Consider the following 26,223-nt stretch of genomic DNA (forward strand, 5'->3'; position numbering starts at 1 on the left):
TGAGGGCCGTGCCGCCTTCTGCTATGCTGTTCTTTGCCTTTGAGGGTCTTTTGCGGGTCGCCCCGCGCTCTTTTTATTCCCGCCTTTTCCGGAGCTTTTTCATGGCCGATTTTGTCCACCTGCACTGCCATACGGAATACAGCCTGCTGGACGGCGCCATCCGCATCAAGGATCTTTGCGCCCGCGCCAAGGATTACGGCATGCCCGCCTGCGCTGTTACCGACCACGGCAATCTTTTTGCCGCAGCCTACTTCTATCGCACCTGCAAAGACTTCGGCATCAAGCCCATTGTGGGCTGCGAGGTCTACGTTTGCCACGACCACAAGGACAAAAGCCCGGATTCGCCCCTGGCCCGCACCCGCCACCACCTCATCCTGCTCGCCCAGAACACCGTTGGCTACCACAATCTGGTCAAGCTGGTCAGCCAGGGCTACCTGGAAGGTTTCTACTACAAACCGCGCGTGGACAAGGCCCAGCTGCGCAAGTATTCCGAAGGGCTGATCTGCCTTTCGGCCTGCATTGCCGGTGAAATCCCACGCGCCGTGATCAAAGACAACGACATGGACAAGGCCCTGCGCCTGACCCGTGAATACGCCGACATCTATCCCGGCCGGTTCTATCTTGAGCTGCAGTCCAACGGCCTCAAGGAACAGGAAGTAGCCAACACGGCCCTGATGGAACTGGCCGAAACCACGGGCCTGCCCCTGGTCGCCACCAACGACTGCCACTACCTCAATGCCGACGACGCCGAAGCCCACGAGGTGCTGCTCTGCATCCAGACGCAGACCACTATGGACGACCCCAACCGCATGCGCTTCGGCACCCACGAGCTGTACTACAAGTCCGTGGAGGAGATGGAAAAACCCTTTGCCCATGTGCCCGAAGCCCTGGCCAACACCCTGCGCATAGCGGAACAGTGCCAGGTGGAAATGGACTTCGGCCACCACTACTTTCCCGTCTACGCTCTGCCCCAGGGGGCCAGCCTGGAATCCGAATTCCGCCGCCTGGCCGAAGAAGGCCTGGAACGCCGCCTGGAAAAGCACCCCGACCGCGAGCACATCGACCCGCAGGCCTACCGCGACCGTCTGCAGTACGAACTTAAGGTCATCATAGAAATGGGCTTTCCCGGCTATTTTCTTATTGTGCAGGAGTTCATCAACTGGGCCAAGAACCACCATGTCCCGGTGGGGCCGGGACGCGGTTCCGCCGCTGGCTCTCTGGTGGCCTGGGCCTTGCGCATCACCAACCTGGACCCCCTGCCCTACAATCTGCTGTTTGAACGCTTTCTGAACAACGAACGTGTCTCCCTGCCCGATATCGACGTGGACTTCTGCGAGCGCCGCCGGGGCGACGTCATCCGCCATATGGTGGACACCTACGGCGAAGGCTCGGTGGCGCAGATCACCACCTTTGGCACCATGAAGGCCAAGGGCGTGGTGCGCGACGTGGGCCGCGCCCTGGGCATGAGTTTTGCGGAAACGGACCGCATCGCCAAGCTGGTGCCCGCCGATCTCAAAATGACTATCCAGAAGGCCCTGGAAATGGAGCCGGACCTGGAAAAAATCTATAGGGAAGACCCCAAGGTCACCCACCTGCTGGATACGGCCCGCCGCCTGGAGGGCCTGGCCCGCCACGCCTCCACCCACGCCGCCGGGCTGGTGGTTTCGGACAAACCCATGGTGGAGTACCTGCCCCTCTACCAGGGCAAACGCGGCGAACTGGTGACCCAGTTCGACGGCCCCATGACCGAAAAAGTCGGCCTGGTCAAATTCGACTTTCTGGGCCTTAAGACCATGACCCTTATCCAGGATACCCTGGACAACATCAGCCTGCAGGGGCAAACCCCGCCAGATCTGGACAACCTGCCCCTCACCGACGCCGCTACCTACGACCTCTACGCCCGCGGCGACACGGACGGCGTGTTTCAGGTGGAAAGCTCCGGCATGCGCCAGTACCTGCGCATGCTCAAACCCACCTGCTTTGAAGACGTCATCGCCATGCTGGCCTTGTACCGGCCCGGCCCCCTGGGTTCGGGCATGGTGGACGAGTTCATCAAGCGCAAACACGGCCAGGTGCCCGTGGTCTATCCGCACGACTCCCTGCAGGAATGCCTGCGCGACACCTACGGCGTCATCGTTTATCAGGAACAAGTCATGCAGATCGCCCAGATCATCGCCAGCTACACGTTGGGCGGGGCCGACCTGCTGCGCCGGGCCATGGGCAAGAAAAAAGCCGAAGCCATGGCCAAGGAACGCGTGACCTTTGTGGCCGGGGCGGAAAAAAACGGCATCGGTAAAGACAAGGCCAATGAAATTTTTGACTTGATGGAAAAATTTGCGGAATACGGCTTCAACAAGTCCCACTCCGCCGCCTATGCCCTTATTTCCTACTACACGGCCTACCTCAAGGTGCACTACAAGGTGGAGTTCATGGCCGCCCTGCTCACCTCTGAAATGGGTAACCAGGACAAGCTGCTCAAATACGTTTCCTGCTGCAAAGATATGGGCATAGACGTGGTGCAGCCCTCAGTAAACCAGAGCCAACGCGAATTCACGGCCCACAACGGCCAGGTGGTCTTCGGCCTGGGCGGCATCAAAAACGTGGGCGACGAAGCCATCCGCGAACTGGTGGAAGCCCGCAAAACCGAAGGCGGCTATACCTCACTGCTGGACCTCTGCTGCCGGGTCAACCTGCGCAAGGTCACCAAAAGAGTGCTGGAATCGTTGGTCAAAGGCGGGGCCTGCGATTGCTTCAACGTGCCCCGCGCGGCCATGCTGGCGGCCCTGGACCTGGTAGTGAGCCGCGCCCAGAAAAAGGCCAAGGAAAAAAGCTCCAACCAGGTTTCCCTGCTGGCCATGGCCCCGGCCCTGGAGGCCAAACCTCTGCCCGGCATCGGCCTGGACTGCCCCGAAGCCCAGGCGCCGGAAATGAGCGACGACGACAAGCTCAAAGGCGAAAAAGAGGCTCTGGGCTTCTTCCTGACCAGCCACCCCCTGCTGCCCTTTATCCGCGAAATGCGCCGACTGAACCTCACCACACTGGAAGACGCGCGTGAACTCTTCCCCGGTGCGGAACTGCGCTGCGCCGCCCTGGTGGTCAGCCTCAAGGAGGTCATCACCAAATCCCGCGGCGAACGCATGGCCTTTGTGGGCATTGAAGACCTTACAGGCCACGCGGAGGTGACCTTCTTTCCCCGTTCCTACGCCGAATGCCGCAGTTTGCTGCAGTCCGAGCAACCCCTCTGCCTCACGGCCCGGCTGGACAGCCAGAACGACGCGGCCGACAACCGCGACATGGGGGATGAGGAAGAGGATGCCCCCCGCGAACTGAAACTGCTGGGGCAGAGCGTCCGCCCCCTGGCCGAGGCCTGCGGCGACAGCGATACGCCCGTGTGCGTGCAGATACCGCCGCACCGCCTGGGTCGGGAAGATATGCTGACCCTGCGCTCCATTCTGGAAAGCCACCCCGGCCCCGTGGAGGCCCAGGCCCAGATCTGCCTGGACGGGCACGTCTGCCTGCTGCTGCTGGACAGCGCCCTCAAGGTGCGGCCCGGCCCGGAACTGGATAAGGCGCTTTCCGCCTGGGCGTCGTAGAAAAACGGGATTACGGGGAGAAAGGCGCGCCGGAGCGGCCCGTTGTTGAAAAAGTCCCTTCGCAAGGTCAACACGGCCGGCTCTACCTCAAAGACGGGGGGAGTGGTTTGCAGAAAGCGCTTGCCTTTGGTGTAGACCCGCGTATGGCTTCCGCAACTTCGAAAATTACCGCCTGCGGGTGCGCGTATTGTGCTGCTGAAATGGATGGGGAATTATTCAGAAACCTGTCGGAAAAACTGCCCGTTGAAGGGGCTTGCCCCCGTCTTTGGTGTAGAGCCCTTAAAATCGATTCTAGCGCGGGGCAGTTGGTGGGGGCCTTTTCCTGTGGACACGACAGACGGCGATGGTTATAGTGAGGATGAGGTAAACATGGTTAAGCGCCTTGCTGACTGGCTGGAGAAAATGAGCGTTGCCGCTATGGCCGTGGGCCTGTTTCAAGGCGTTGGCTACGGCGTGTTTTTGGGCCTTGCCTGTTTTGCAGCCAGCCTATACCTTACCAAGAAAGGAGGCGGACAATGACAACGTGGATTCTGGCAACCATCGTTTGCGCGGGCGTGTTCGCCTATGGCGTCTATTTGACCCGCCATCATAAGTCCAGATAATCGCCCCAGACATTGACAGCAAGCCCCGGTTGGAGTTCCCGCCGGGGCTTTTTTCGTGCCGGAAACCACAGGTGGTGCAAGTTTCCCCACCTTCAGGCGGGCGACAGCCTGCGGAAGTTCGCACACTGGTGCGCCAGAGATGCCTGGCAGGAGGAAGGACTTGCCGCACTTCCGGTGGTGCGATGGTCTGCACCCATTCCCTTCCCGGTGGTAGCCCGACAGAAAAAGCCCCTACGGCTATTAACCGTAAGGGCTTGATTTCTTTGGCTCCCCGAGACGGACTTGAACCGCCAACCTAGTGATTAACAGTCACCCGCTCTGCCAATTGAGCTATCGGGGATCATTGCAGCGAAGAAATGTGTACGGAAAAAACCGGGCAACGTCAAGGAAAAACTGCCGGAAATTTTATTTTTCCTGGCAGAGGCGCGCCAGACGCTTGCCGTAGCGTTCGGCTTCGCTGTAGATACAGCCGCAGTAGGGCTGGCGGTAGAGGCCCATTTCCTTGGAGCGGTCAATGCCCTCTTGCCAGTCCTCACGAAAATCCCGATAGACAAATCCAGGCCCGCCTGCGGCCCCCAGCCGTTCGCCGGCGGTCTTAATGGCCGCGTGCGGCTGGTAGCGCGAATAGAGCAGGCTGCTACTCACCCAGGCACAGCCCAGGGCCGCGGCGGCGGCAAAAGCCGCTTCCAGACGGCTGGCGCAGCACCAGGCGCAGCGCTCCGGCGGGGCGTCCCGCCCGGCCACGGCCCGCAGCCAGGCGGTCACATCCCAAGTGGCGTCCGCGTAAACAATGGGCACCCCCAGCTGCGCGGCGCACTCTCCGGCGGCTTCGCGGCGGCGCAGGTACTCCGTCAGCGGGTGGATGTTGGGATTCATGAACCAGGCCGTGACGGCGTACCCTTCATCCAGCAGCCGCCGCAGGGGCATGACGGCGCACGGTCCGCAACAGACGTGCAGGAGCAGTCGGCGGTTCTTGCGCAACGCGTCGGTCGCCACTGCCCCTCCCTCCACCGAAGGGGACGAAAGACATCCCCTGAGGCCGGACGCAGCGCAGGCCCCTCTGTCGGTCCTGACGCCGCCGCCCGCTGCCGCAGCGATGGGCGCACCTAAGGACGCACCAATATTTCCAGACATTTGCCGAAATCCTGCTCCAGTTCGCGCAAGGTGTCGCGCTTATGGTTCAGCAGATATAAGGCCAGTTCCGGCGGGGCCGGATACACGCACTTATCTTTATTTTCCGCGCGCAGCAGCCGTCGCAGTTCGCCCAGCGCCTGCAGGGCCTGCCATTCCAGGTTGCGGCGCTGGCCTGTGCCGCCGCAGGCCGGGCAGGGCTCCATGGTGATGGAAAGGGCCGACGACCCCGTACGCTGGCGCACCAGCTCCAGCAGGCCAAAGGAGCTCATACGGCCCACATCGTGCCGGGCGCGGTCGCCCTTCATAGCCATGCGCAGGGTCTTTTCCACTTCCAGCACATGCTTTTTATCACGCATTTCAATGAAGTCGATAACCACCTGGCCGCCGATGTCGCGCAGCTTGAGGTGACGGGCAATGGCCTCGGCCGCCTCCATGTTGGTCTTGTGGGCCATGGCCTCAAAATTGCCCTTGCCGGAAATTTTTCCGGAGTTGATGTCAATGGCCATGAGGGCTTCGGTCTGGTCAAACACCAGCCGCCCGCCCGAAGGCAACTGCACTTCACGGGTATAGATCTGGTCGAGCTGACGCCGCAGGTTAAAGCGGTCCCACATGGGCGTGCGCACGTCCGTATAGAGGTGCACCAGGTCTTTCTTGCGGGGGAAGAGCAGGCTTACGGTTTCCCGAATGCTCTGGGCCACTTCTTCGTTATCCACCCAAATTTCGCCCACGTCGTCGGTAAGATAGTCGCGCACGGCGCGCTCGGAAAGACCGGGTTCCTGATAGACCAGGGCCGGACCCGTGACCTCGGTGCCTTTTTTGCGGATGTCGCGCCAGACGCGCTTCAGGTATTGCAGATCATTGCGCAAAGTAGTCTTGGTAGTTCCGGCGCTCACCGTGCGCACGATGACGCCCAGATTCTGGCCGGGATCAATGCCATTCATGAGTTCGCGCAGGCGGGAGCGCTCTTCGTCGTCCTCCACCTTGCGCGAAACCCCGATCTGCTCCTGCCCCGGCGTAAGCACCAAAAAACGTCCGGCCAGCAAAATCCAGGTGGTCAGAAACGCGCCCTTGCTGCCCGTGGGTTCTTTAACAACCTGCACCAGCACTTCCTGTCCGGCCTTAAGCACCTTCTGGATAGGCGGAAATTTCTTGCCCTTGGCGGGCTCGTGGTGGCTCAGCCAGTATTCTGGGTGCACTTCATCAATCTGCAAAAAGCCGTTCTTGCCCGCGCCGTAGCTCACAAAGGCGGCTTGCAGATTAGTATCGATATTGTGGATAACGCCCTTGTAGATGTTGCCCTTGATTTTGCGCTGATGCAGCATGTCCAGGTAATATTCCAGCACCTGTCCGTTTTCGGCCAGAGCCACTTCCACCTGTTCGCCAGGCAGCACGCTGATATACATGCGCCGTTTGTTCTGAGCCCCACCGCGCGCAGAGGAGGACTTGCCGCCGGAAGCCTGCGCAGAGACCTGACCAGACGTCTTATCGAACGCTTTGCCGGACGTCTGGGGGTCCACCGGGATCGGGCTCCTGCTCTGAGCTTCGCCCGCAGACACGCCGCCCTCCGGGCCGGCTGGCGCATCCCGATCGTCCTCGCCCGGCGTAGCTGTTGCGCCATTTTCCTGCCCATTCTGATCTTTTTTACGACTGCGGCCGCGGCCGCCGCGCCTTCCTCGCCGATTTTTGCGGCGGGGAGCCTCAGCGGCATTTTCCGCATCCGCTTCAGAGCCGGCTGCCGACAATGCAGAACCCCCTTCGCCAGGGGCGACCGGTACAATGGCGGGGCCTTCCACCGCCGGCACGTCCGCCACGGGCCGCAAGGCCGGTACGGGGGGCGACGCGGCTTCAGACAAGGCCGGGACGGACGCGGAAGACGCAAGCGCACCCTGGGCCGGACGCGCAGCAAGTTCCTTGCGTTCAGGGGCGACAAGGGCCGCTGCGCCACCAGGCTGTTGGCCCGCGACCGCCATACCGGCAGGCTGTGGCGCCCGCACGTCGCCATCTGCAGCCAGCGCGGCAGGCGCGGCCGGGGCAGCGTCCTTTGCTGCGGCGCGGGATTTACGGCCCCCTGCGCTGCGGCCGGAAGTTTTCGTTGTGGCGGTGCGCCCAATGGCACTACGCTCGTGGCCGGCGGTTTTAGTCGTCGTGTGGGGTGTTGCGGCGCTCTCTGCAGTCTCCGCCTCTGCGGCCGAGGTTTCCGGCGCGGGGGAGGTGGCAGCTGCCGTCGCTGCCGCGGCCTTTTGCGCGGCGGGATCAGCCGTCGCAACGGCAGATCTGGCGGACCTGGACGCGGCGCGCCCTGCGGCGCTGCGGCTGCGGCCGGAGGCTTTGGTTGTCGCGCCGGGTGTTGCGGCGCGGGGTGCGGCGTTCTCTGCGGCAGCCGCTGCTGCGGGTGCGCCTTCCGGCGCCGCTGACGAAGCTGTGTCCTTGGACGCGGGTTTCGGCGCGGTTGCAGCGCTCTGCCCTGTCGCCATTTCTGCGGCCGACGTTTTTTTACGGCTGGTGGTACGGGTCGTGCGGCGTTTTTGGGGAGATTCTTCTGTTGCGGGGGGCGTGTCCGGCGTATCAGTGGGGGCCGCCGTGGCGGCGGCTGCGCGTTTGCCGACGGCGCGCTTGCGTGGAGCGGGTCTGGAAGTTGCGGCGTCCGCGGCTTCCACGGGGGGGGGAGTGTCCGGCGACGTATCAGTGGTTGTTGCGGCGGGTGACGCGGTTTTGGCTGTTTTGCTGCGGGGGGCGGCGCGCCGCCGGGGCTTGGGGGTTTCCTTTTCCATTGTGTCCGGGGCTGCGGAAGCGGCCACGGGAGTGTCCTGATCTGCGGTCATGAATATCCTTTTATGTACGGCGGCGGGAACCGCCGTCAGAAATTTGGGCGGCATGCTCTGACGAGGCCGGTGCAGCGCCGGATGGCGCGCAGGTGCGGCTGGCATGCCCGTACTCCTTGCAGAGTACGTTTTTTTGAAAATTATGCAAGCGGCCCGTCCGGACGCTATGCCGTGACGGGCCTGCAAAACCGATTTCTGTCAAAAAAAATCAGCTTTCCAGCATCTTAAGCTCTGCCGAAAGCTGCCCGGCGTTAGAGCGCAGCAGGACGTACCCTCCCAGAGAAAGCGGCCCCGGATTAACCACCAGGGTGCGGCCCACGCGGTCCATAGCCCGGGCCTCGTGGATATGCCCGCACAGGCAGATCTCCGGCTGGGCTTCCTCCAGAAATTCGCGCACAGCCGAAGAACCCACGTGCACGCCGCCGGGGATGACGTCACAGGCCGTATCCTTGGGCGGATTGTGCGACACCAGCACCGTATGGGCGTAGGTCCGGGCTTTTTGCCAGCAGGCGTCCAACCAGGCGGCGAAGGCCGATTCCGGAAATTCGCTGGGCGTGCCAAAGGGCGTGAAGGTGGAAGCCCCCACGCCGAATATGGCCGTATCCGGCGTGAGCGCGCGGGTCATGCCATGGAGGTTCCAGCCCATTTCGCTCAGCCACTGGTCCACTTCGGGCCGGTCCATATTGCCGATCTGCGCCCAAACCGTGGTATTGTGGGCGCGCAGCACATTCATGACCTGCTCGGCCTGCTTCACGCCGCCGGTGATGGTCAGATCACCGGTCACAATAATGCCGTCGGCCTGAGAAAGCTCCGGAATTTCGGCAATGCGGGCAGGCTCGTCGTGGATGTCGCCCACGGCGACCCAGAGATAGTCCTGAAAGTCGGCGCTTGGCATGGCGGTGTTTCCTTTGTTACAGTCTTGCGGCCGTATTCGGCCGCAGTATGTACAGATTAGCATATTCCGCCAGCCAAGGAAAGACCCGTCATGTTCCCTTCCCCGCCGCCCGCCGCGCCCGAAGCCGCCACCAAGGCCCGCCTGCGGGAACAGGCCGCCGGTCTGCGCCGCGGCCTTTCACCGCAGGCATTCCAAAATAACGGCCAAGCCGCACAAGGGCATATCCTGAGTTCCGCCCTCTGGCGCGAGGCCCGCTCCGTGGCCCTCTATGTGGGGGTGAAACAAGAAACGCCCACAGATCTCCTGCTGGACGCGGCCTGGACTGCGGGCCGCGTGGTCTGGCTGCCACGCGTGCGCCACGGCCAACCCGGATGCATGGACTTTGCCCTCTGTTCCGGCCCGCAGGATCTGCGCCCCGGCCCTTTCGGCCTGCGCGAACCCACCCCCGCCCTGCCCGGCCTGGGGCCCGAAGCCCTGGGCGCGGCCTTCTCCCCGGACCTGTTCATTCTGCCGGGTCTGCTTTTTGACCTCCGGGGCGGCCGCCTGGGCTACGGCGGCGGCTATTACGACCGTTTTCTGCGCCGACGCCCGGCCTGCCCGCTCCTGGGCCTGTGCTTTTCCTGCCAGGTGGTGCCCACCCTGCCCCTGGACCCCTGGGACCAAAGGGTGGACCACCTTTGTACCGAACGAGGCCTGCAGTGTCTGAAATAAGCTGTATTTCCTTCCAGTTTCCAGGTCTGGAGAACGTGGGCTGCGCCTTCCAGTGCCGTGGCCCGGCCCCGGATTTTGCCGACCTCCGCAATGCCGACGTCGACCCCCTTTCCGGCGGCAACATATCCTACAGCGTGGGGGACGAGCCCGCGCGCACGGCGCGCAGCCGCCGCGCCCTGGCTGGCCTGCTGCGCGCCGGAGGAGCCACAGACTGGGCCGAACTGCACCAGGTGCACGGCGACGCTTTACACGTTGACCCGCCCGCCACGGCCTTGTCCCTGGCCCCGGACCTTACGGACGCCGCCCTGCCCCAAGGCGACGGCCTGGCTACCGACCGCCCCGGTCTGGCTCTGTGCATCAAGACCGCCGACTGCCAGCCCATCCTCCTGGCCCACACAAGTGGACGCTACGTGGCCGCCCTGCACGCCGGTTGGCGCGGCAACCGCTGCGCCTTCCCCACCAGCGGCGCGCGCCGCTTCTGCCAACAGTATGGCCTTGACCCCCGTGAGGTGCTGGCCGTACGCGGCCCCAGCCTGGGACCGGACAAAGCCCAGTTTACCAACTTCTCTCAGGAATGGGGCCCAAACTACGCCCCCTGGTTTGACGCGCCCGGCCGCACCCTGGACCTCTGGAGCCTTACCCGCCGCCAGCTGGAAGACGCCGGGCTCCTGCCCCGCCATATCTTCGGCCTGGACCTCTGCACCATGTCCAACCCGCAGTTCTTCTCCTACCGCCGCCAGCGCGGTTGCGGCCGCCAGGCCAGTCTGATCTGGATAAAAATATAGTTTTTTGCGGGGGAAAACTTGTGTGGTGGGGGAGAAAACCTTTGTGGACAAAAGTTCCCTCCCCCACAGTCTTTCAGGCTCTTAGCCCTGCTTCATCTGATCGATAAGGCCGCGCAGCACCTGCGCCTGCTGGGCCAGTTCGGTCACGGCGGCAGAGGCGTGGCGCATGGCGGCGGAGGTCTCGGCAGAAATGCGGTTCACGTCCTCAATGGAGTGGTTGATCTCCTCGCTGGCGGAGGACTGTTCTTCGGCTGCGGTGGCGATGGACTGCACCTGCTGGGCGGTAGTATCCACCAGAGCCACGATTTCGTGCAGGGCTTCGCCGGATTTACCGGCCAGCTCTGTGGTGCTGACCACCACCTGAACTACCTGGTCCACGTTGTCCACGTTTTTACGCGTGCCGGACTGGATTTCGTGGATGGCGTCGCCCACCTGTTTGGTGGCGGTCATGGTTTTTTCCGCCAGCTTGCGCACTTCGTCGGCCACCACGGCAAAGCCGCGTCCGGCCTCTCCGGCGCGGGCCGCTTCAATGGCCGCGTTGAGGGCCAGCAGATTGGTCTGGTCCGCAATGTCGGAAATGACGCCCAGAATCTGGCCGATACTCTCGGCCTGCTGGCCCAGCACGGTCATTTCATCCTTGAGGCCCAGAGCCTGATGGCGCATATTGCCGATGCTCTCCACCACCTGGGCCACCACGCCAGCGCCGTCTTCGGCCTTGGTTTTGGCGTTTTTGGCCGAATCCGCGGCTTCGGCGGCGTTGCGGGCCACTTCCAGCACCGTGGCGTTCATTTCCTCCATAGCCGTGGCCGTTTCGCTGGCGCGGGCGCTCTGGCGTTCGGCCCCGCGGCTGGACTGTTCCACCTGGGCGGAGAGCTGTTCTGAAGCCGTGTTCACCGTGACCACCACGCCTTCCAAATGACCGGCGGCCTGGAGCATGCCTTCGGCCTTGGCGCGTTCGGCGGCGGCGCGGGCGGCTTCAGCTTCGGCCGTGGCCTGTGCCGCGCGTTCCGATTCAGCCTGTGCCTTGCGGGTATTTTCGTCCGCTTCGGCAATCTTGGCCTTGAGGTTTTCTACCATGGTGCGCAGCGCGTCGGCCAGCTTGCCGATTTCATTCTTCAGACGCAGATCCAGCCGGGCGTTGAGGTCGCCGTCGGCCACCGTGCCGGCATAGGCCTGCAACTGGCGCAAAGGCCGGATGGCGATTTTTTCCAGAGCCAGCAGCGAAACCGCCACAAGCAGCACAATAGCGCCCAGCCCCAGGCCCAGCATAACGTTGCGCTGTTGCACCGCCGGGGCCTGGATTTCGGCCGTATCCATAACCAGGGCCACCTTCCAGTTCCAGTAGGGCACTATGTACCAGGCCAGCATTTTATCCACGCCGTTGCGCTGGAAGGACACGCCCTGCCCGGAAGGCGCACCCAACATATCGCGTATGCCGGGATTGGCGCTGTGGTCCTGCAGCGCCAGGCTGCTGTCCGGGTGGGCCACAAAAATACCCTTGGGAGAAATAATGTAGGGGTAGCCAGACTGGCCCATTTTGATGCTCTGAATATAATTTTTTTCCAGTTCATCAATGGCGTAAGACATGCCTATGCCGCCCAGTACCTTGCCGCCGGCGTCCAGCACCGGGGCAGTCACACTGACGATGATCTTGCCCGTGGCAAAACTTTTGGTGGGAGTGGAGCTGAAGCCGCGCTTATTGGCCAGGGCCGCCTGTATGTATTCGCGATTGGACAGATTATTATGTTTTTCCACCATCTTGCCCTGTGCGCAGACAATCCGCTGCTGGCCCGTAGCGTCAAAAACATAGATCGTGTTGATACTTGCCGAAGACTGCGACATGGCAGCGATAAAAACGGACAAGCCCTCCACGCCGTCGCCGGTTTCCAGATACTGACGCACTTTTGGCGCCTTTGACACTCCATTGACAAGCGTGGATAATTGTTCGCCAAAGTCTCCCATGGACTTTGCTATTGTCTCCACCATCAGACCCATCTCATGTGTGCGGGATTCCATATTGGCTTCATAAGACAATTTGGCCACCACACCAACAAGAGCGGACTGGATAAGGAGAATAACTGCGCTGATCAAAAGCAACAACGTCATGCGAATACTGTGGGCCATCCTCAACTCCATTACAAAAAACCTGTTGTCGTCTGGAACATCGAGGTCTCGGGCGCCCCACCCGCAACCCCAGCCAGGCGATTCCCATTGAAAAGCCTGTCTGCGTGCCGCCAGGTTCCCCTGATCGGCAGCCGCACACGGCGACTGCCGGCTGCCTTGGGTCCCTGCCGTCGCACTGCCGATGTCAGAATAAACGTCTCATTTAGCAATCGGATAAAACACGATAAACTTTATATACGTTGCGCCTATAGGATATTTAGGGAGCAAGTGCAAGAAAGGATGTCATCGGGAAGGCAGACACATCTGAAGCCGCTACAGAGCGGCCGACAAAACGGGACAACCCGCCTTTTTCTTTCCAAGGTGCGCCCAGGGCGGTGCTGCGAGGGAAGAAAATTTTTTTTGAAGAATGAAGGGAGGGTGTGGGGGGAAAGGCACTTTTGCGCGCTGCTGTCTTCGCCCGTAATTTCCTTCGTCGTAACGGGCTAAGCTGACCCAAAGTGCCCTCCCCCCACAGTCTTTCAGGCTCTTAGCCCTGCTTCATCTGATCGATAAGGCCGCGCAGCACCTGCGCCTGCTGGGCCAGTTCGGTCACGGCGGCAGAGGCGTGGCGCATGGCGGCGGAGGTCTCGGCAGAAATGCGGTTCACGTCCTCAATGGAGTGGTTGATCTCCTCACTGGCGGAGGACTGTTCTTCGGCCGCGGTGGCGATGGACTGCACCTGCTGGGCGGTAGTATCCACCAGAGCCACGATTTCGTGCAGGGCTTCGCCGGATTTACCGGCCAGCTCTGTGGTGCTGACCACCACCTGAACTACCTGGTCCACGTTGTCCACGTTTTTACGCGTGCCGGACTGGATTTCGTGGATGGCGTCGCCCACCTGTTTGGTGGCGGTCATGGTTTTTTCCGCCAGCTTGCGCACTTCGTCGGCCACCACGGCAAAGCCGCGTCCGGCCTCTCCGGCGCGGGCCGCTTCAATGGCCGCGTTGAGGGCCAGCAGATTGGTCTGGTCCGCAATGTCGGAAATGACGCCCAGAATCTGGCCGATACTCTCGGCCTGCTGGCCCAGCACGGTCATTTCATCCTTGAGGCCCAGAGCCTGATGGCGCATATTGCCGATGCTCTCCACCACCTGGGCCACCACGCCAGCGCCGTCTTCGGCCTTGGTTTTGGCGTTTTTGGCCGAATCCGCGGCTTCGGCGGCGTTGCGGGCCACTTCCAGCACCGTGGCGTTCATTTCCTCCATAGCCGTGGCCGTTTCGCTGGCGCGGGCGCTCTGGCGTTCGGCCCCGCGGCTGGACTGTTCCACCTGGGCGGAGAGCTGTTCTGAAGCCGTGTTCACCGTGACCACCACGCCTTCCAGCTGATCGGCGGCCTGGAGCATGCCTTCGGCCTTGGCGCGTTCGGCAGCCGCACGGGCGGCTTCAGCTTCGGCCGTGGCCTGTGCCGCGCGCTCCGATTCAGCCTGTGCCTTGCTGGTATTTTCGTCCGCTTCGGCAATCTTGGCCTTGAGGTTTTCTACCATGGTGCGCAGCGCGTCGGCCAGCTTGCCGATTTCATTCTTCAGACGCAGATCCAGCCGGGCGTTGAGGTCGCCGTCGGCCACCGTGCCGGCGTAGGCCTGCAACTGGCGCAAAGGCCGGATGGCGACCTTCTCCAGAGCCAGCAGAGAAACCAGCAGCAACAAGACAATGGCGACAGCGCCCAACCCCAGCATGACGTTGCGCTGTTGCACCGCCGGGGCCTGAATTTCGGCCGTATCCATAGCCAGGGCTACCTTCCATTGCCAGTGGGGTACCGTAGCCCAGGCCAGCATCCTTTCCTTGCCGTTCCACTGGTAGGCTACGCCCTGCCCTGAGGCCGCACCCAGCATGGCGCGTATGCCGCTGTTGGCGCTTTGGTCCTGCAGCACCAGCCTGCTGTCGGGATGGGCCACCATGACGCCGTTGGACGTGGTGATAAAGGGATAACCGGACTGCCCCATTTTGATGGTTTTGATATACTTTTCTTCCAGTCCGTCAATGGCGTAGGACATGCCCACCCCGCCCAATATCTTGCCGCCGGCGCCCAGTACCGGCGCAGTCACGCTGACGATAACCTTGCCCGTGGCATTGCTTTTGGTTGGCGTACTGCTGAAGCCTGGTTTGCCGGTCAGGGCCGTCTGCACATACTCCCGGCCAGTCAGGTCGCTCAACTGGGTGGCCTTGCCCTGCACCTGAATGGCCCGCATCTGTCCTGTGGCGTCAAATATGTACAAAGAATTGATGGCGGGCGAAGACTGGGACATGGCGGCAATAAAAAATTCGGCGCCCTCCAGCCCGTCGCCGGTTTCAAGAAAATGCTGAATTTTGTATGCCTTGGACATGCCATTGACCAGCATGGACAACTGCTCACCAAAATCGCCCAGAGATTTGGCGACGGTTTCCACCATGAGCCCCATCTCACCGGTGCGGGCCTGCATGGTATCTTTATAGGACAGATTAGCCACCACGCCGATCAGCGCAGACTGGACAATAATGATGACCAGCCCGATGAGCGACAACAATACGATCCTGATACTTCGTGACATGGAGCCCCTCCTTGCAGCAATCTTCTCCCACACCTCCGGCGCAACATCTGCAAGCCGCCGCCCTACCGTGCGACAACAGATTTTACCCATCCAGGCCCGCAATGCCGCCAGAGTACACATCCACACGACACCAATATTTCTTCCGGCAGCTTCCTCTGCCGCACAAAACAAATTTTCAAAAATCTTTCCTTCAAAAGAAGGATGTTATATAGTACTTTTCGGAAAAATTTGTTTTTTATTTATACTTCTGTAAAAATTTTTATAGAGCATATCATTTAGATTCTTTATAGAGCAAAAGAATAGCGCATACCTCCTATAACTATTAAAAATATTGGTCTATCAAATTCAATGCGTCTGAATTGCGATAAATAGATATGCAGTTCATCTTATTCCACTATGCAAACAATTTTTACGACAAAAAACGCCCCGGGGATCCGGGGCGTTGCGGCGCAGGAACGCCGTAAAGGACAAGCGCTCATGGGCGGGGTGGCCCGCCGCAGAGCGATTTTGTCTGTATTTCAGGTGGACGGGCGGCGTCAGGCCGCAGCGGCTTTGGCCAGGGCTTCCGCCAGGCGGGCCTGGATGTAGTCGCGCATACGGGGGTCGTCTTCGTCCAGATTAAAGCAATGGGCGTCTTCGCCCATGAGCCCCCCGGGCACAAAATCTCCTTTGCCTTCGGGGTCTGTGACCATATCGTCATAAAAACAAACGGAAAGCCAGCGGCTCTCCGGCTCATCGTCCACCACGTCCACCAGCACAAAAAGTTTACGGTTTTGCTGCGCCGCATGGGCCGCGCGCACAGAATAGCTGATGCCGGGCCGAGCCTTGAAATCCAGGGTCACGCCCGGCTGCGCAGCCAGAAAATCCCTGTACGCCACAAAGGCCGCCTTGACGTTGCAGGGGTCCGCTTTCCACCCGTCCAGAAATTCCTGCTGGGCGGCGCTGAGACTGCTGTTCATAGACGCTCCGTTGGCAAAAGTATGTTGGCAAAAAAGCCGGGCTCGCAGCAACGGCCGGCCAAACTCAACGCCCCCACTGCCAGGGAGGCGTGCCGATGTTGAGGCCCCAGATGCCGCGCCGGGCCTGCACGGCCTGGTGCTCCTGGATATACCAGCGCCGACAGAAAACCGCTCTGCAGCGTTTGCGGTCCACCCAGGCGAGCCCCTCCACGACCAATTGATAATTGATGGAGGTGCCCCCCACCTGCACAATAGAAACCAGGGGGCCGTCATCGGCTTCGCCCACGGGATCAATGGCTACTCTGGTGCCGCGCGGCAAAAGTTCGGCCAGGCGCACACGCGCTTCGGGCCCCAGGGGCTGCTGCAGGGTGGGGGCCTCTATGCCGTAAAACCGCACCACTGCCTCAGGCTGTCTGCCTTCGGGCGTATGCGCTATGGTAAAGGTATTGCCGTCCTCCACGGTAAGCACATAGCCTTCCAGCGGTCCGGCCAGCGCACCCGAAGCCGTCAGCACGGCCAGGACCAGAACGCAACAGATTTTCCCTGCGGACATGTTTCCCCCACAGGCACAAGAATGCCCGTGCCGCCAAGCCTTTGTCAAGGCGGCGGCACGGGCGTCAGGATCAGGGGCTGTCAGAAAGAATGCTTACAATACGCTCTTGCCTACCTGGTAGGCGATTACCGCCACGCCGTACGCCAGGGCTGTGTTGAACAGGATGCTGAAGGCCAGCCAGCCCCAGCTGCCGGCCTCCTGCTTGATGACCACCAGGGCCACGAAGCAGGGGGAGTACATGAGCACAAAGAGCATCAGAGCCAGAGCCGAGGCGGGCGACCAGTTGGAGTCGGCCTTAAGGCGTTCGGCCAGCGGGGCGGCGTCTTCGGGGTCTTGTTCGCCCAGAGCGTAGGCCGTGCCCAGAGTGGCCACAATGGATTCCTTGGCGGCCACGCCGGCCAGCAGAGCGATGTCCGTGCGCCAGTCAAAGCCGGCGGGGCGGGTGAAGGGTTCCACGGCCTTGCCCAGGCGTCCGGCCACGGAATAGGAGAGCTCTTCTTCCGAAAGGTCGTTCTTTACCTCGCCGAGTTGGTCTTCCAGGGCGGCACGGCCTTCGGCGCCTTCGGGCATGGCGGAGATCTGCTCTTCGATCTGGGCGATCTGCTGTTCAAAGGGGGCAGCCTTGTCTTCGGGCAGGCTGGGGAAAGTCATGCCGGCCCAGATGAGTACGGCCACGGCCACCAGGATGGTGCCCGCCTTCTTGATGTACATCCAGGCGCGCTCCCAGCAATGCAGCAGCAGGCCAAAGGGCGTGGGCATACGGTAGGGGGGCAGTTCCATGACAAAAGGCGTGGCCTCGCCCTTGACGATGGTGGAGCGCAGGAAGCGCGCCACAACCAAGGCGACAACCCAGCCGGAAAGGGTCAGCAAAAACATGACGGTGGCCGCGTTGTCCGGGAAAAAAGCCCCGGCCAGCAGCAAAAATACCGGCAGTTTGGCGCCGCAGGCCATGTACGGCAGGGTAAGCAGGGTGGCCAGCTTTTCCTTGGGGCTGCGCAGGGTGCGGGTGGCCATGGCGCCGGGGATGGCGCAGCCGCCGGCAATGCCGCCGGCAATGATGTAGGGCATGACCGAGGCCCCGTGCAGGCCGAAGAAGCGGAAGATGCGGTCCATCATATAAGCCACGCGGGCCATATAGCCGCTGTCTTCCATAAAGGAAATGAGCACGAACATGATCAGGATGAGCGGCACAAAGCTGAGCACACCGCCCACGCCGGCGATGATGCCGTCCACAATAAGCGACTGGGCCAGCCCTTCAGGCAGGGCTGCTGTAATGGCGTCGCCCAGCCAGGTAAAGCCGTCTTCCACCCAACCCTGGGGGTAGGCCCCCAGCTCAAAGGTGACCTGAAACATGAGGTAGAGCACGCCGATCATGATCAGCGGCCCGAAAAAGGCGTTGGTGAGCACCTTATCCAACTTGTCCGAAAGAGCCAGGCGATCCTTGCCGGCGTCCTGGCGTACTATGCCGTCGCGCAGCAGACTGCGGATATAGCCGTAGCGGTAGTCGGTAATGATGGATTCCAGGTTGGCATTGAGAGTGTCACGCACATGGGCGGCGGTTTTTTTGCAGATATCCTCCAGCTCCGCCGTGATGTGGGCGTCGGACAGACGGGCTTCATGCCAGATCTCGCTGTCGCCTTCCAGCATCTTGAGGGCTACCCAGCTGGGCAAGTGGCGGTTTGTCAAGAGACCGCTTTCAGCGATGCGCTTTTCCATATCCGCAATAACGGGGTCAAGATCGCTGCCGTAGGAAAAACGCAGGGGCTCGCGTTTGCCTTCACGGGCCAGGGCGATGGCCGTCTTCATGGCCGCCTGCAGTCCTTCGCCGCTGCGGGCTACCATGGGCAGCACGGGAATGCCCAGCAGCTTGCCCAGGTGCTCCATATCAATATGGATGCCGGCGGCACGGGCCTCGTCCATCATGTTGCAGCAGAGCACTACGGGGATGCCCATTTCCAGCATCTGAACGGTGAGCAGCAGGTTGCGTTCCAGCGCCGAGGCGTCCACCACGTCGATGACGGCCTGCACATGCCCGGCGCTCAGCTCCCGTCGGGCCACCAGTTCTTCCTGTGAATAGGCCGTAAGAGAATACGTGCCGGGAAGGTCCACCACGGTGACGGGCGTGCCCTCCACAGTAATGTGCCCTTCTTTTCTGTCTACAGTGACGCCGGGATAATTGCCCACATGCTGGCGCGCACCTGTATACCCGTTGAACACCGTGGTCTTGCCGGAGTTGGGATTGCCCGCCAGGGCAATACGCACCACTCCGGCTTTTTTCCCGGGTCCATCTTCATGATTTTCAAACTGACGAACAGCACTCATGCACGCACCTCCCGCGCACGCCGGGACCAGTGGCCTCCGGTCGCCCCAAAATTCAGATTTCGTCCACGCTGTGGCCGGATCTCGCGACGGACGCGCCGTAACGCGTCGCCCATCCCGTGGGGTCGCGACGGCCCCGGGGACTTCCCTAATACTCGCCTTACAAATTGAAATTCAATTCCTTGGCATTGGTGATGTAGACGCCTCAGACTGAAAAGTCAAGCCCGCGCCACAAAATTCCGGGCAGTTTCAGAAAAAAGCATAGAAAATAATAAGGTGTGGAAAGATTTTTTTATATGGCGCAACGCCGGGTACGCGCAGAGCGGCTTTTGCCCTCAAGAGCCCGCCAGCCTTCCCGCCCGCAGGATAAAACCCACGGCGGCCGTCCCTGCCGACCCGGAACCGCAGGGTTCAGGCCAGCACAGCGCGGGCCTCCGCCACGCGGGCCTCATCTTCCCGGCCCAATGCGCGCAGGGCCCTGGCCAGGGTCTGCCAGGCTTCGGGCCTGTCCTGCAGGCCGGCGCTTTTGCGGGCGAGCATTTCGGCGATGGCCGGGTCTTCCTCTCCGTCCAGATAAATTTTGGCCAGCAGCAGCATGGCGGCGGCGTCCTGGGGGTTGCGCACCAGAGCCTCGTGCAGCAGTTCGCGGGCCTCGCCGCCCCGCCGCTGGCGCACGGCCACCCGTGCCAGATAACGCCGGGCCAGGCTGGGCGCGCCGGGGTGCGCGTCCTCAATGGCCGCGGCCCGCTCGTAACAGCGCCGGGCCTCGGCGCGGCGACCGCCCTGCTCGCAGAGCTGCCCCAGACGGATATGGGCGTAAAGGTGCTCCGGAGCCAGCTTGACGCACTGCCGGTAATACCGCGTAGCGGCCCGGCGTTCGCCCAAACCCTGGCAGACCGTGCCCAGATTGTAATAGATCTGCTCAGCGGCGGCGGGCTCCGGCTTGTGGCGCAGAGCCTCCAGAAAATGCCGCCGCGCTTCGTGCCGTCGGCCCAGAGCGGCCATGCACACGCCCAGAGAATTCCAGGCCATAACGTTGCCCGCGTCTGCCAGCAAGGCCAGCTTGTATTCCTCCACCGCGCCGAAGACATCGCCCAGGCTGTACCGCCGGTCGGCACTGATGTTCAGAGCCAGAGAATTGCAGACCCCCACGCGCGGTTCCGGCAGCAGCAGGGCATATTCCAGGGCCTTGAGCGCGCAGTCGGGCATTTCCGCCTTACGGAACTGAAGAAAAGGATAGCCGGCCAGCCCTGCGGCCACAGCCAGGCCGCGCCGACACAAGGCCGCGCAGAGATCCTGATAGGCAGGCAAAAGATCGGCAGCCGGCTGCGCCGGGTGGAAAAAGATCAGGCTGTTGCTGCCGTAAAGCCCGGCCAGAGGCGCATCCGCAGCTTTGCCGTCTGCAGTCGACGCGCCCACTGTGGCGCGCCAGAGCTCCAGGGCGCTACTCAGAGGCTCCGCCGCCCGCCCCGCCCCGCGGGAGGGCGCAGCGCCCTCGCCTTCGCCGTTGCGCGCCGTTTCCAGGCGCAGCAGGGCCAGAGTAAAGCAGGGGCAGGGCTCCGCCGCCAGAGCGAAGCGCCGCAGAAAATCGCCGTGCCCGCACAACCCGCGCCGCACGGCCCCCGAAGCCGCTGCCGTCGCCGCCTCTGCGGGCGGCGTTGCGGCCGGGCCTGACACCGACTGGCGGAGGACGCGCTTCTGCCCCGCTGTCGCCGGGGCCACGTTTCCCCGGCCGGCATTCTGAACAGCACCCTGGGCAGCATTCTGGTCCGCATCTTCCTGGCCGGGGACGTCGGCACGCGGGCGCGCCACAAGGGCCGTCTCCGCCGATAACGCAAGAACGCCGCCCTCTTCCAGATCCGGGCTCAGGCCCGGCCCCTCGCCCAGCAGACTCAGACCGTCGCCGGGGGCTGGCTGGTCCGTGGCGTCGGCCAGGTGCACAATCTCCCCTACCGCGTCCGTATCCCCCGTGCGCAGCAACACGATTTCGCCCTTGTGGCGCGGTTCGCCCCCGGCATCCCGCCCCCAGAGGGCAAAGCGCATGCCCTCCCTGGCCTTGGCCTGCCGCCCCAGGCTCACCCGCACCCGGCCCAGGGGCAGATTTTCCAGCACCAGGCCGCCTTCCTGCAGGATGCGGGCAAAGGGCATGATGCGGCAGGCCCCGCCCGGCGCGGCGCACACGGCCTGGGCTGCCACATCAGCGGCCAGACGGGCGCGGTCCAGACAACGCCGGGCCTGCTCGCTCATGGGCATCTTCATTTCCTGGCCCTGCATATCCTGCGGATAGAGGGCGTGCCCGGCGCAAAACTCCAGACGCGCCCGCCTGTGGGTCAGGGGCAGGGTCAGACCCGCGTCCTGCATGCGCTGCAGCACGGACGCAGCCAGCTTGTGGCAGACCCCGCGGCCGCTGGCCGCCAGCAAAAAGGCAAATTCATACCGCCCTGCCCTGGCCGCCAGCACATCTGAAGGCAGGTCCGTGCGGCAGGCCGCGGCCAGAGACTGCAGAGCCTTCTGCACAAAACCGTGTCCTTCCCGCTGTACCAGCTCCGGCCCATTGTGCAGACGCACCAGCACAAGGCCCATGCACAGGCGGTGCAAGGGCGCATCGTGCCCGTCGGTTACGGACGGATCCTCCAGATGGGCGCGCACGCGCGCGGCCGCTTCTTCCATGCGTGAAAACAGCGCCTCTTCCGTGGCCAGGCCGGTGAGGGAGTCCGTGCGGGCGGCCCGCACCCAGGCCAGGTTGTCCAGACAAAGGGCGGCCGCGGCCGGCAGCACGGGCAACAGCGCGCGCGCCTCGCGCGCACGCACGCCGTGCAGCATGAGCACGCCCAGCACCTCTCCCTCCCGTCGCAGGGGCAGCAACAGCCGCCGTTCGCGCGTGAGCAGCTGCGGCTCCGCCGGGGCATGCTCCGTGGGGAAATACAAGGCGTGACCGCTGAAGGAAAAAAACGCCTCCAGCTGCCCGCACAGCAGCCCTTCCATTTCAATGATGTCTTCACGTTCCAGCCGGGGAGGAGACAAAAGTTGCTTCATTCTCAAAGTGTAGGACGGCCGGGGCGAATTGTCTAGAAAAATTCGTGACTCCTGCGGCCTCCGCCCTTGCCCGGCGCGGGCTTCCGGGCTAGACTGAATGCAATCATATTTCAGACAAGGCGCATTGCAGCCGAAGGACCATTATGCCCGTTGCAACCTTTCCCCTGGGCCCGCTGGAAACCAACAGTTACCTTTTGCATAACGCGGACCAGGCCGTGGCCGTGGACGTGGGGGGAGACCCCGCGCCCATGCTGGACTATCTGCGGAAACACAAACTTGCCCTGGCGGCCATCTGCATCACCCACCGCCATTTCGACCACCTTTATGGCGTAGCCACGCTGGAGCAGGCCACGGGTGCGCCCGTATATGTGCCCAAGGGCGACGACAGCCTGGCCGGGACGGAATCGAGCCAGGGCGGACTGTGGGGCTTCCCGCCGGTGCCGCCTTTCAGCTGTCGGCCCATGCCCGAGGGAGAAGTCAGCTTCGGCGGTATGGACTGTCGGGTTCTGAACACGCCCGGGCACACGCCGGGCGGCGTTTCCCTCTATTTTCCCGGCGAAGGCGTCGTCTTTACGGGTGACGCCCTATTCTACCGCTCCGTGGGCCGCACGGATTTTCCCGGCGGCGACCACGCCACACTGCTGCATTCCGTGCGGGAGGTGCTCTTCAAACTGCCCGACGCCACGCGCGTCTTTCCCGGTCACGGCCCGGCCACCAGCATCGGCGACGAAAAGCTGAACAACCCCTTCTGCGGCGACTTCCCCTCATGAACCGCCCGCTGGTCCTGCTCTGCAGCCCCCACCCCAACGGGGTATCGGACACGGTGGCGGCCCTGTTCGCCCAGGGCATGGCCGACGCCGGACAACAGCCGCGCCTGCTGCCCTTGAGGGATTATGCCTTTGCCCCCTGCACCAACTGCGGGGGCTGCACCGCGCCGCCCCACCGCTGCACTCAGGACAAAGACGGCGACCATGCTGAAGCGATTCTGCAGCATATTCTGGCGGCTCCTCTGGTGCTGCTGGCCTCCCCCATCTACTTCTATTCCCTGCCTGCGCACTTCAAGGCGCTGATCGACCGCTCACAACGCTTCTGGGCCGGGCAAACCCACGGCGCCGGGCACCCCGGACGCCCCCACACCCAAATCAAACCCGTGCTGGCGGCCCTCTGCGCCGGACGCTCCCACGGCGACAAGCTGTTTGCCGGAGCACTGCTCACCCTGAAGTATTTTCTGGCTCCGCTCAATGCCGGCATCCGCGAAAACCGCCTGCTGCGCGGCCTGGAAACCACACAGGATCTGCTGGAACGCCCGGCGGTCTGCGGCGCGCTGCGCTCCTGGGGGCACGACTGGGGCAGCCGTCTGGCCGCACGGCAACAGGCGGGGGCGGCCGCCGACCAGACAGCCCCCAACACATCCCGGCCCGACGCGACGCATCAGGCGCCTCTTCTCCCAGACGCAACCACAGGGCAGACGCGCCCGCCCTTCCGGTGAACCGCCCCCGGCATCCGCCCTTTTTACCGCCCTTGCGCTGCAAGGCTTGCCGGGCCACAACCTGGGGCGCCTTCTGGACCGCACTGCGGTCCGCATGCCGCCAGACATGGCTGGGCCTGCGCCAACAGCGCTGCCTCCACTGCCTGGCCCCCTTTACCCCCACGCCGCACCTCCCCGATTTCATGGCGGAAGCCCTGCTCTGCCCCGCCTGTCTCCCCCTGCTCCGGCCTTACAACGGCCCCCGCTGCCCCGTCTGCGGCTTGCCCCCGGCAGATTATCCCCAACACAGGGAGGCCGCCGGCCTGTGCGGCCGTTGCCTCACGGATCCGCCCCCCTGGAGCGGCCTGGCCTTCCACGGTCTGTACGCCGGAGTGCTGCGGCACTTGCTGCTGCGGCTCAAATTTGACGCCCACCTCTACCTGACCCCTTTGCTGGCGGACCTGCTGTACAGGGCCGCGCAAGGCCTGCCGCAGCCCGACGCCCTGCTGGCCGTGCCGCAGCACCCTGCACACCTGCGGCAACGGGGCTACAACCAGGCCCACGAACTGGCCAAGGCCCTGGCCCGGCGCACGGGCTTGCCCCTGCGACCCCAGTTGCTGCGCCGCGTTCTGCCGGGCCCGGCCCAATCCGGCCTGACCGCAACGCAACGCCGGGCCAATGTCCGGCACAGTTTTATCGCAGCGGCAGAAGCGCAAGGCCTGCGCCTCTGGCTGCTGGACGACGTCATGACCACAGGCAGCACCCTCAGGGCTGCGGCCTGCGCCCTGCGGGCCGCCGGCGCTTGTGCCGTGGACGTGCTGGTGGTGGCCCGCACCCCGCAGCACGGCCCCCTGCCCTGAAAAACTGCATGCCGCCAACAACGACGGCTGCAGACGCAAGCCCCGCGTCGGGCCTTAAAACCTCAGCAGATCACCTTTTCGAATTGTGTTCTCAAAGGTTCCGGCCACTCGTTCCGGGCGCTGCCCCGCAACAACCCGCACGCAGCCAGGGGTGGAGAGAAGACATGACAAGACCAGACGCTTTCGCTATACTGCCAGAAGGAATTCTTTTGAATTTTTATAGAGTTGGCACAGACGCGGCACTCTCTCCACAGCAAGGAGTCCAAAAGCCGCGCCGGGAGCAGATTACCTTTAAAAATATGCATTCTCAAAGGTTACGGCACGTTCGTCCCGGCACTTACCCACGCAAAGACATAGCGGTGCTGTCTTCATCCGTAGCTGGCGCTGCTGTCTTTGTCCGTAACTTCCTTCGTCGTAACGGGCCAAGCTACGCTTGCGCCTCCACGGCGGGCGTCTGCTTACGCAACCTTCAGGGCATTGCAACGTTACCTGCCCTAAAATATGATGCACCTGTTCTGCAGCGCACTCCGCGCCGTTCGTCCCGCCCCCGATGCTGTGGACGGGCCCACATCCGTGAGGGATAGTATGCCGCACACGCTTCTTGTTTTTTCCGCTTTGCGCCGTGCACGCGCCGGTTGTCGCCCCTGGGGCAAGCCCAAGCCGGACGGCGCAGGCCTATTTTGTACGCTGGGCTGCATGGCCTTGGTCAGCCTGCTGCTGGCCGCCCCTTTGCCGGTACGAGCCCAGGTGACCCTGCTGGTGCCCAGCGAACCCAGTGTGGAGGCTCCCCCGCTAAAAGCAGGCAAGGCCGAGGTGGACAAAGGCGAAGCAGGCAAGGTCGAGGCCGCCAAAAATGAGGCCAAGGCCGAGGTCGCACCCCGGGAAGACAAAAAGGGCAAAGAGCAGAAAGGCACGCCGCCGGAAAACATGCCCGCGGGCGTCCCTGCCTCCCCCGCGGCCGCCAACGCCACCAAGCCCGCCGCGGCTGCCGCAACCGAGGCAGCGCCACAGCCGGACATTGGCGCAGAAGTGGACGTGCTTATCACCATGCTGCGCCCCTTCCGCTATGAGGGCCTGGTCATGGACATGCCCCAGCTTTTCGCCGTGCTGCGTTATGACGATGCCACGCCGCTGAAAGAAGGCGTGCTGCAGCCCGAACGTCGCGACCTGCTGGGCGACGTGGAAGAAATCCGCTATCTGGATCAGAAGGCCTGGGGGGCCAACGTGGCCCTGAACAAGCCCGGGCTCTACCAATTCCTTATTGAGGCCCGACCCTGGTGGGACGCGGCCCGCCAACGCTTTGCCCAGCACTATGTCAAAACCATCCTGCCCGTCTACGGCGTTGAACGCGGCTGGGACGCGCCCGCAGGCCTGCGTTTCGAAATCGTACCCCGCACGCGGCCGTTCGGGCTTATGGCCCCGACGTTGTTCAGCGGCCAGGCTCTGCTGGAAGGCAAACCCCTGCCCAAGGCTCTGGTGCGCATGCACCGCATCAATGTGGAAAAAACGCCCGTGCCCACCCCCTGGCATGAAGAACTGGCAACCCGTGCTGACAGCCAGGGCAATTTTGCCTTTGTGCTCGCCCAGCCCGGCTGGTGGTGCTGCCAGGCGGAAGCCGAAGGCGCGCCCCTCAAAGGACCGGACGGCCAGCCCAAGCCCTTGGATATGGGCGCGCTGCTCTGGCTTTATGTGGACGCCCCGGCCGCGCCGCCGCGCCGCCGCTGAAGACCGGATTTTGGGGGCACAGCTAACTGCAGCGTTTTGCCCGTTTTTTATAAGGAGTGTGCATAAACCGT

The 26,223-nt window shown here is 63.0% G+C and carries 17 protein-coding genes and 1 tRNA gene; 8 read left to right on the forward strand and 10 right to left on the reverse strand.

Translation table 11 applies throughout. From position 1 onward, the window contains the following. The first annotated feature begins 101 nt into the window (after positions 1-101). On the forward strand, positions 102-3,593 hold the full coding sequence (gene dnaE, locus J7I12_RS05325) for a DNA polymerase III subunit alpha (protein ID WP_118230733.1): 3,492 nt from the start codon (positions 102-104) through the stop codon (positions 3,591-3,593). A 189-nt stretch (positions 3,594-3,782) separates the two neighbouring features. After that, on the forward strand, positions 3,783-4,112 hold the full coding sequence (locus J7I12_RS05330; RefSeq protein WP_487125785.1) for a hypothetical protein: 330 nt from the start codon (positions 3,783-3,785) through the stop codon (positions 4,110-4,112). Between the two features lie 347 nt (positions 4,113-4,459). Here J7I12_RS05330 and J7I12_RS05335 read toward each other — a convergent pair. The 4 genes from J7I12_RS05335 to J7I12_RS05350 all read right to left on the reverse strand — a co-directional run bounded on the left by J7I12_RS05335 (position 4,460) and on the right by J7I12_RS05350 (position 9,046). After that, a tRNA-Asn gene (locus J7I12_RS05335) sits at positions 4,460-4,535 on the reverse strand. 65 nt (positions 4,536-4,600) lie between these two features. Then, the gene (locus J7I12_RS05340; RefSeq protein WP_302413311.1) at positions 4,601-5,191 is read right to left on the reverse strand and encodes an epoxyqueuosine reductase QueH; all 591 of its coding nucleotides are present in this window, start codon (positions 5,189-5,191) and stop codon (positions 4,601-4,603) included. 110 nt (positions 5,192-5,301) lie between these two features. After that, positions 5,302-6,732 carry an Rne/Rng family ribonuclease gene (locus J7I12_RS05345; protein ID WP_498794107.1) on the reverse strand — a complete coding sequence of 477 codons (1,431 nt, stop codon included), beginning with the start codon at positions 6,730-6,732 and terminating at the stop codon, positions 5,302-5,304. 1,627 nt (positions 6,733-8,359) lie between these two features. After that, the gene (locus tag J7I12_RS05350; RefSeq protein WP_118230714.1) at positions 8,360-9,046 is read right to left on the reverse strand and encodes a metallophosphoesterase family protein; all 687 of its coding nucleotides are present in this window, start codon (positions 9,044-9,046) and stop codon (positions 8,360-8,362) included. Between the two features lie 90 nt (positions 9,047-9,136). Here J7I12_RS05350 and J7I12_RS05355 point away from each other — a divergent pair, with 90 nt between their 5' ends. Both J7I12_RS05355 and J7I12_RS05360 read left to right on the forward strand, forming a co-directional pair. After that, positions 9,137-9,757 carry a 5-formyltetrahydrofolate cyclo-ligase gene (locus J7I12_RS05355; RefSeq protein ID WP_118230713.1) on the forward strand — a complete coding sequence of 207 codons (621 nt, stop codon included), beginning with the start codon at positions 9,137-9,139 and terminating at the stop codon, positions 9,755-9,757. Next, positions 9,745-10,542: a purine nucleoside phosphorylase YfiH/LACC1 family protein gene (locus tag J7I12_RS05360; protein WP_165450875.1), complete on the forward strand. Its 798-nt coding sequence runs from the start codon at positions 9,745-9,747 to the stop codon at positions 10,540-10,542. Before J7I12_RS05355 ends, J7I12_RS05360 begins: the two co-directional genes overlap by 13 nt. Positions 10,543-10,623: 81 nt before the next feature. Here J7I12_RS05360 and J7I12_RS05365 read toward each other — a convergent pair whose 3' ends face one another. From J7I12_RS05365 to J7I12_RS05390, 6 genes are all read right to left on the reverse strand, one after another. Further along, entirely contained in the window at positions 10,624-12,666 is a 2,043-nt protein-coding gene (locus J7I12_RS05365; protein WP_487125781.1) for a methyl-accepting chemotaxis protein, read from the reverse strand. Positions 12,667-13,192: 526 nt separating this feature from the next. Further along, positions 13,193-15,232, reverse strand: coding sequence for a methyl-accepting chemotaxis protein (locus J7I12_RS05370; protein ID WP_487125780.1), 2,040 nt, complete (start codon positions 15,230-15,232; stop codon positions 13,193-13,195). Between the two features lie 536 nt (positions 15,233-15,768). Then, on the reverse strand, positions 15,769-16,191 hold the full coding sequence (locus J7I12_RS05375; protein WP_118230104.1) for a hypothetical protein: 423 nt from the start codon (positions 16,189-16,191) through the stop codon (positions 15,769-15,771). A gap of 64 nt (positions 16,192-16,255) precedes the next feature. Further along, a complete protein-coding gene (locus tag J7I12_RS05380) occupies positions 16,256-16,744 on the reverse strand; it encodes a thermonuclease family protein (RefSeq protein ID WP_242621243.1) in 489 nt (162 codons plus the stop codon). 93 nt (positions 16,745-16,837) lie between these two features. Further along, a complete protein-coding gene (gene feoB / locus J7I12_RS05385; RefSeq protein WP_118230103.1) occupies positions 16,838-19,066 on the reverse strand; it encodes a ferrous iron transport protein B in 2,229 nt (742 codons plus the stop codon). Between the two features lie 408 nt (positions 19,067-19,474). Beyond that, the gene (locus J7I12_RS05390; protein WP_118230102.1) at positions 19,475-22,099 is read right to left on the reverse strand and encodes a tetratricopeptide repeat protein; all 2,625 of its coding nucleotides are present in this window, start codon (positions 22,097-22,099) and stop codon (positions 19,475-19,477) included. Between the two features lie 143 nt (positions 22,100-22,242). Between J7I12_RS05390 and J7I12_RS05395 the strand changes: the two genes are divergently transcribed. The 4 genes from J7I12_RS05395 (at position 22,243) to J7I12_RS05410 (ending at position 26,152) form a co-directional block, all read left to right on the forward strand. Beyond that, a complete protein-coding gene (locus J7I12_RS05395; protein WP_302413306.1) occupies positions 22,243-22,869 on the forward strand; it encodes an MBL fold metallo-hydrolase in 627 nt (208 codons plus the stop codon). Beyond that, positions 22,866-23,588 carry a flavodoxin family protein gene (locus tag J7I12_RS05400; RefSeq protein WP_288907527.1) on the forward strand — a complete coding sequence of 241 codons (723 nt, stop codon included), beginning with the start codon at positions 22,866-22,868 and terminating at the stop codon, positions 23,586-23,588. Before J7I12_RS05395 ends, J7I12_RS05400 begins: the two co-directional genes overlap by 4 nt. 182 nt (positions 23,589-23,770) lie before the next feature. After that, entirely contained in the window at positions 23,771-24,427 is a 657-nt protein-coding gene (locus J7I12_RS05405; protein ID WP_242621245.1) for a ComF family protein, read from the forward strand. 585 nt (positions 24,428-25,012) lie between these two features. Further along, the gene (locus tag J7I12_RS05410; RefSeq protein WP_303192719.1) at positions 25,013-26,152 is read left to right on the forward strand and encodes a DUF4198 domain-containing protein; all 1,140 of its coding nucleotides are present in this window, start codon (positions 25,013-25,015) and stop codon (positions 26,150-26,152) included. The last annotated feature ends 71 nt before the right edge of the window (positions 26,153-26,223 follow it).

The organism is Desulfovibrio diazotrophicus (assembly GCF_902498985.2).
In the GTDB taxonomy this organism is placed as follows: domain Bacteria; phylum Desulfobacterota; class Desulfovibrionia; order Desulfovibrionales; family Desulfovibrionaceae; genus Desulfovibrio; species Desulfovibrio legallii.

Coding starts and splice junctions, on each gene's coding strand:
- J7I12_RS05380 (WP_242621243.1), bottom strand. CDS start 16,744: ATGTCCGCAGGGAAAATCTGTTGCGTTCTGGTCCTGGCCGTGCTGACG.
- dnaE (WP_118230733.1), top strand. CDS start 102: ATGGCCGATTTTGTCCACCTGCACTGCCATACGGAATACAGCCTGCTG.
- J7I12_RS05365 (WP_487125781.1), bottom strand. CDS start 12,666: ATGGCCCACAGTATTCGCATGACGTTGTTGCTTTTGATCAGCGCAGTT.
- J7I12_RS05345 (WP_498794107.1), bottom strand. CDS start 6,732: ATGTATATCAGCGTGCTGCCTGGCGAACAGGTGGAAGTGGCTCTGGCC.
- J7I12_RS05395 (WP_302413306.1), top strand. CDS start 22,243: ATGCCCGTTGCAACCTTTCCCCTGGGCCCGCTGGAAACCAACAGTTAC.
- feoB (WP_118230103.1), bottom strand. CDS start 19,066: ATGAGTGCTGTTCGTCAGTTTGAAAATCATGAAGATGGACCCGGGAAA.
- J7I12_RS05355 (WP_118230713.1), top strand. CDS start 9,137: ATGTTCCCTTCCCCGCCGCCCGCCGCGCCCGAAGCCGCCACCAAGGCC.
- J7I12_RS05390 (WP_118230102.1), bottom strand. CDS start 22,099: ATGAAGCAACTTTTGTCTCCTCCCCGGCTGGAACGTGAAGACATCATT.
- J7I12_RS05405 (WP_242621245.1), top strand. CDS start 23,771: ATGGCGGAAGCCCTGCTCTGCCCCGCCTGTCTCCCCCTGCTCCGGCCT.
- J7I12_RS05370 (WP_487125780.1), bottom strand. CDS start 15,232: ATGTCACGAAGTATCAGGATCGTATTGTTGTCGCTCATCGGGCTGGTC.
- J7I12_RS05400 (WP_288907527.1), top strand. CDS start 22,866: ATGAACCGCCCGCTGGTCCTGCTCTGCAGCCCCCACCCCAACGGGGTA.
- J7I12_RS05375 (WP_118230104.1), bottom strand. CDS start 16,191: ATGAACAGCAGTCTCAGCGCCGCCCAGCAGGAATTTCTGGACGGGTGG.
- J7I12_RS05410 (WP_303192719.1), top strand. CDS start 25,013: ATGCCGCACACGCTTCTTGTTTTTTCCGCTTTGCGCCGTGCACGCGCC.
- J7I12_RS05350 (WP_118230714.1), bottom strand. CDS start 9,046: ATGCCAAGCGCCGACTTTCAGGACTATCTCTGGGTCGCCGTGGGCGAC.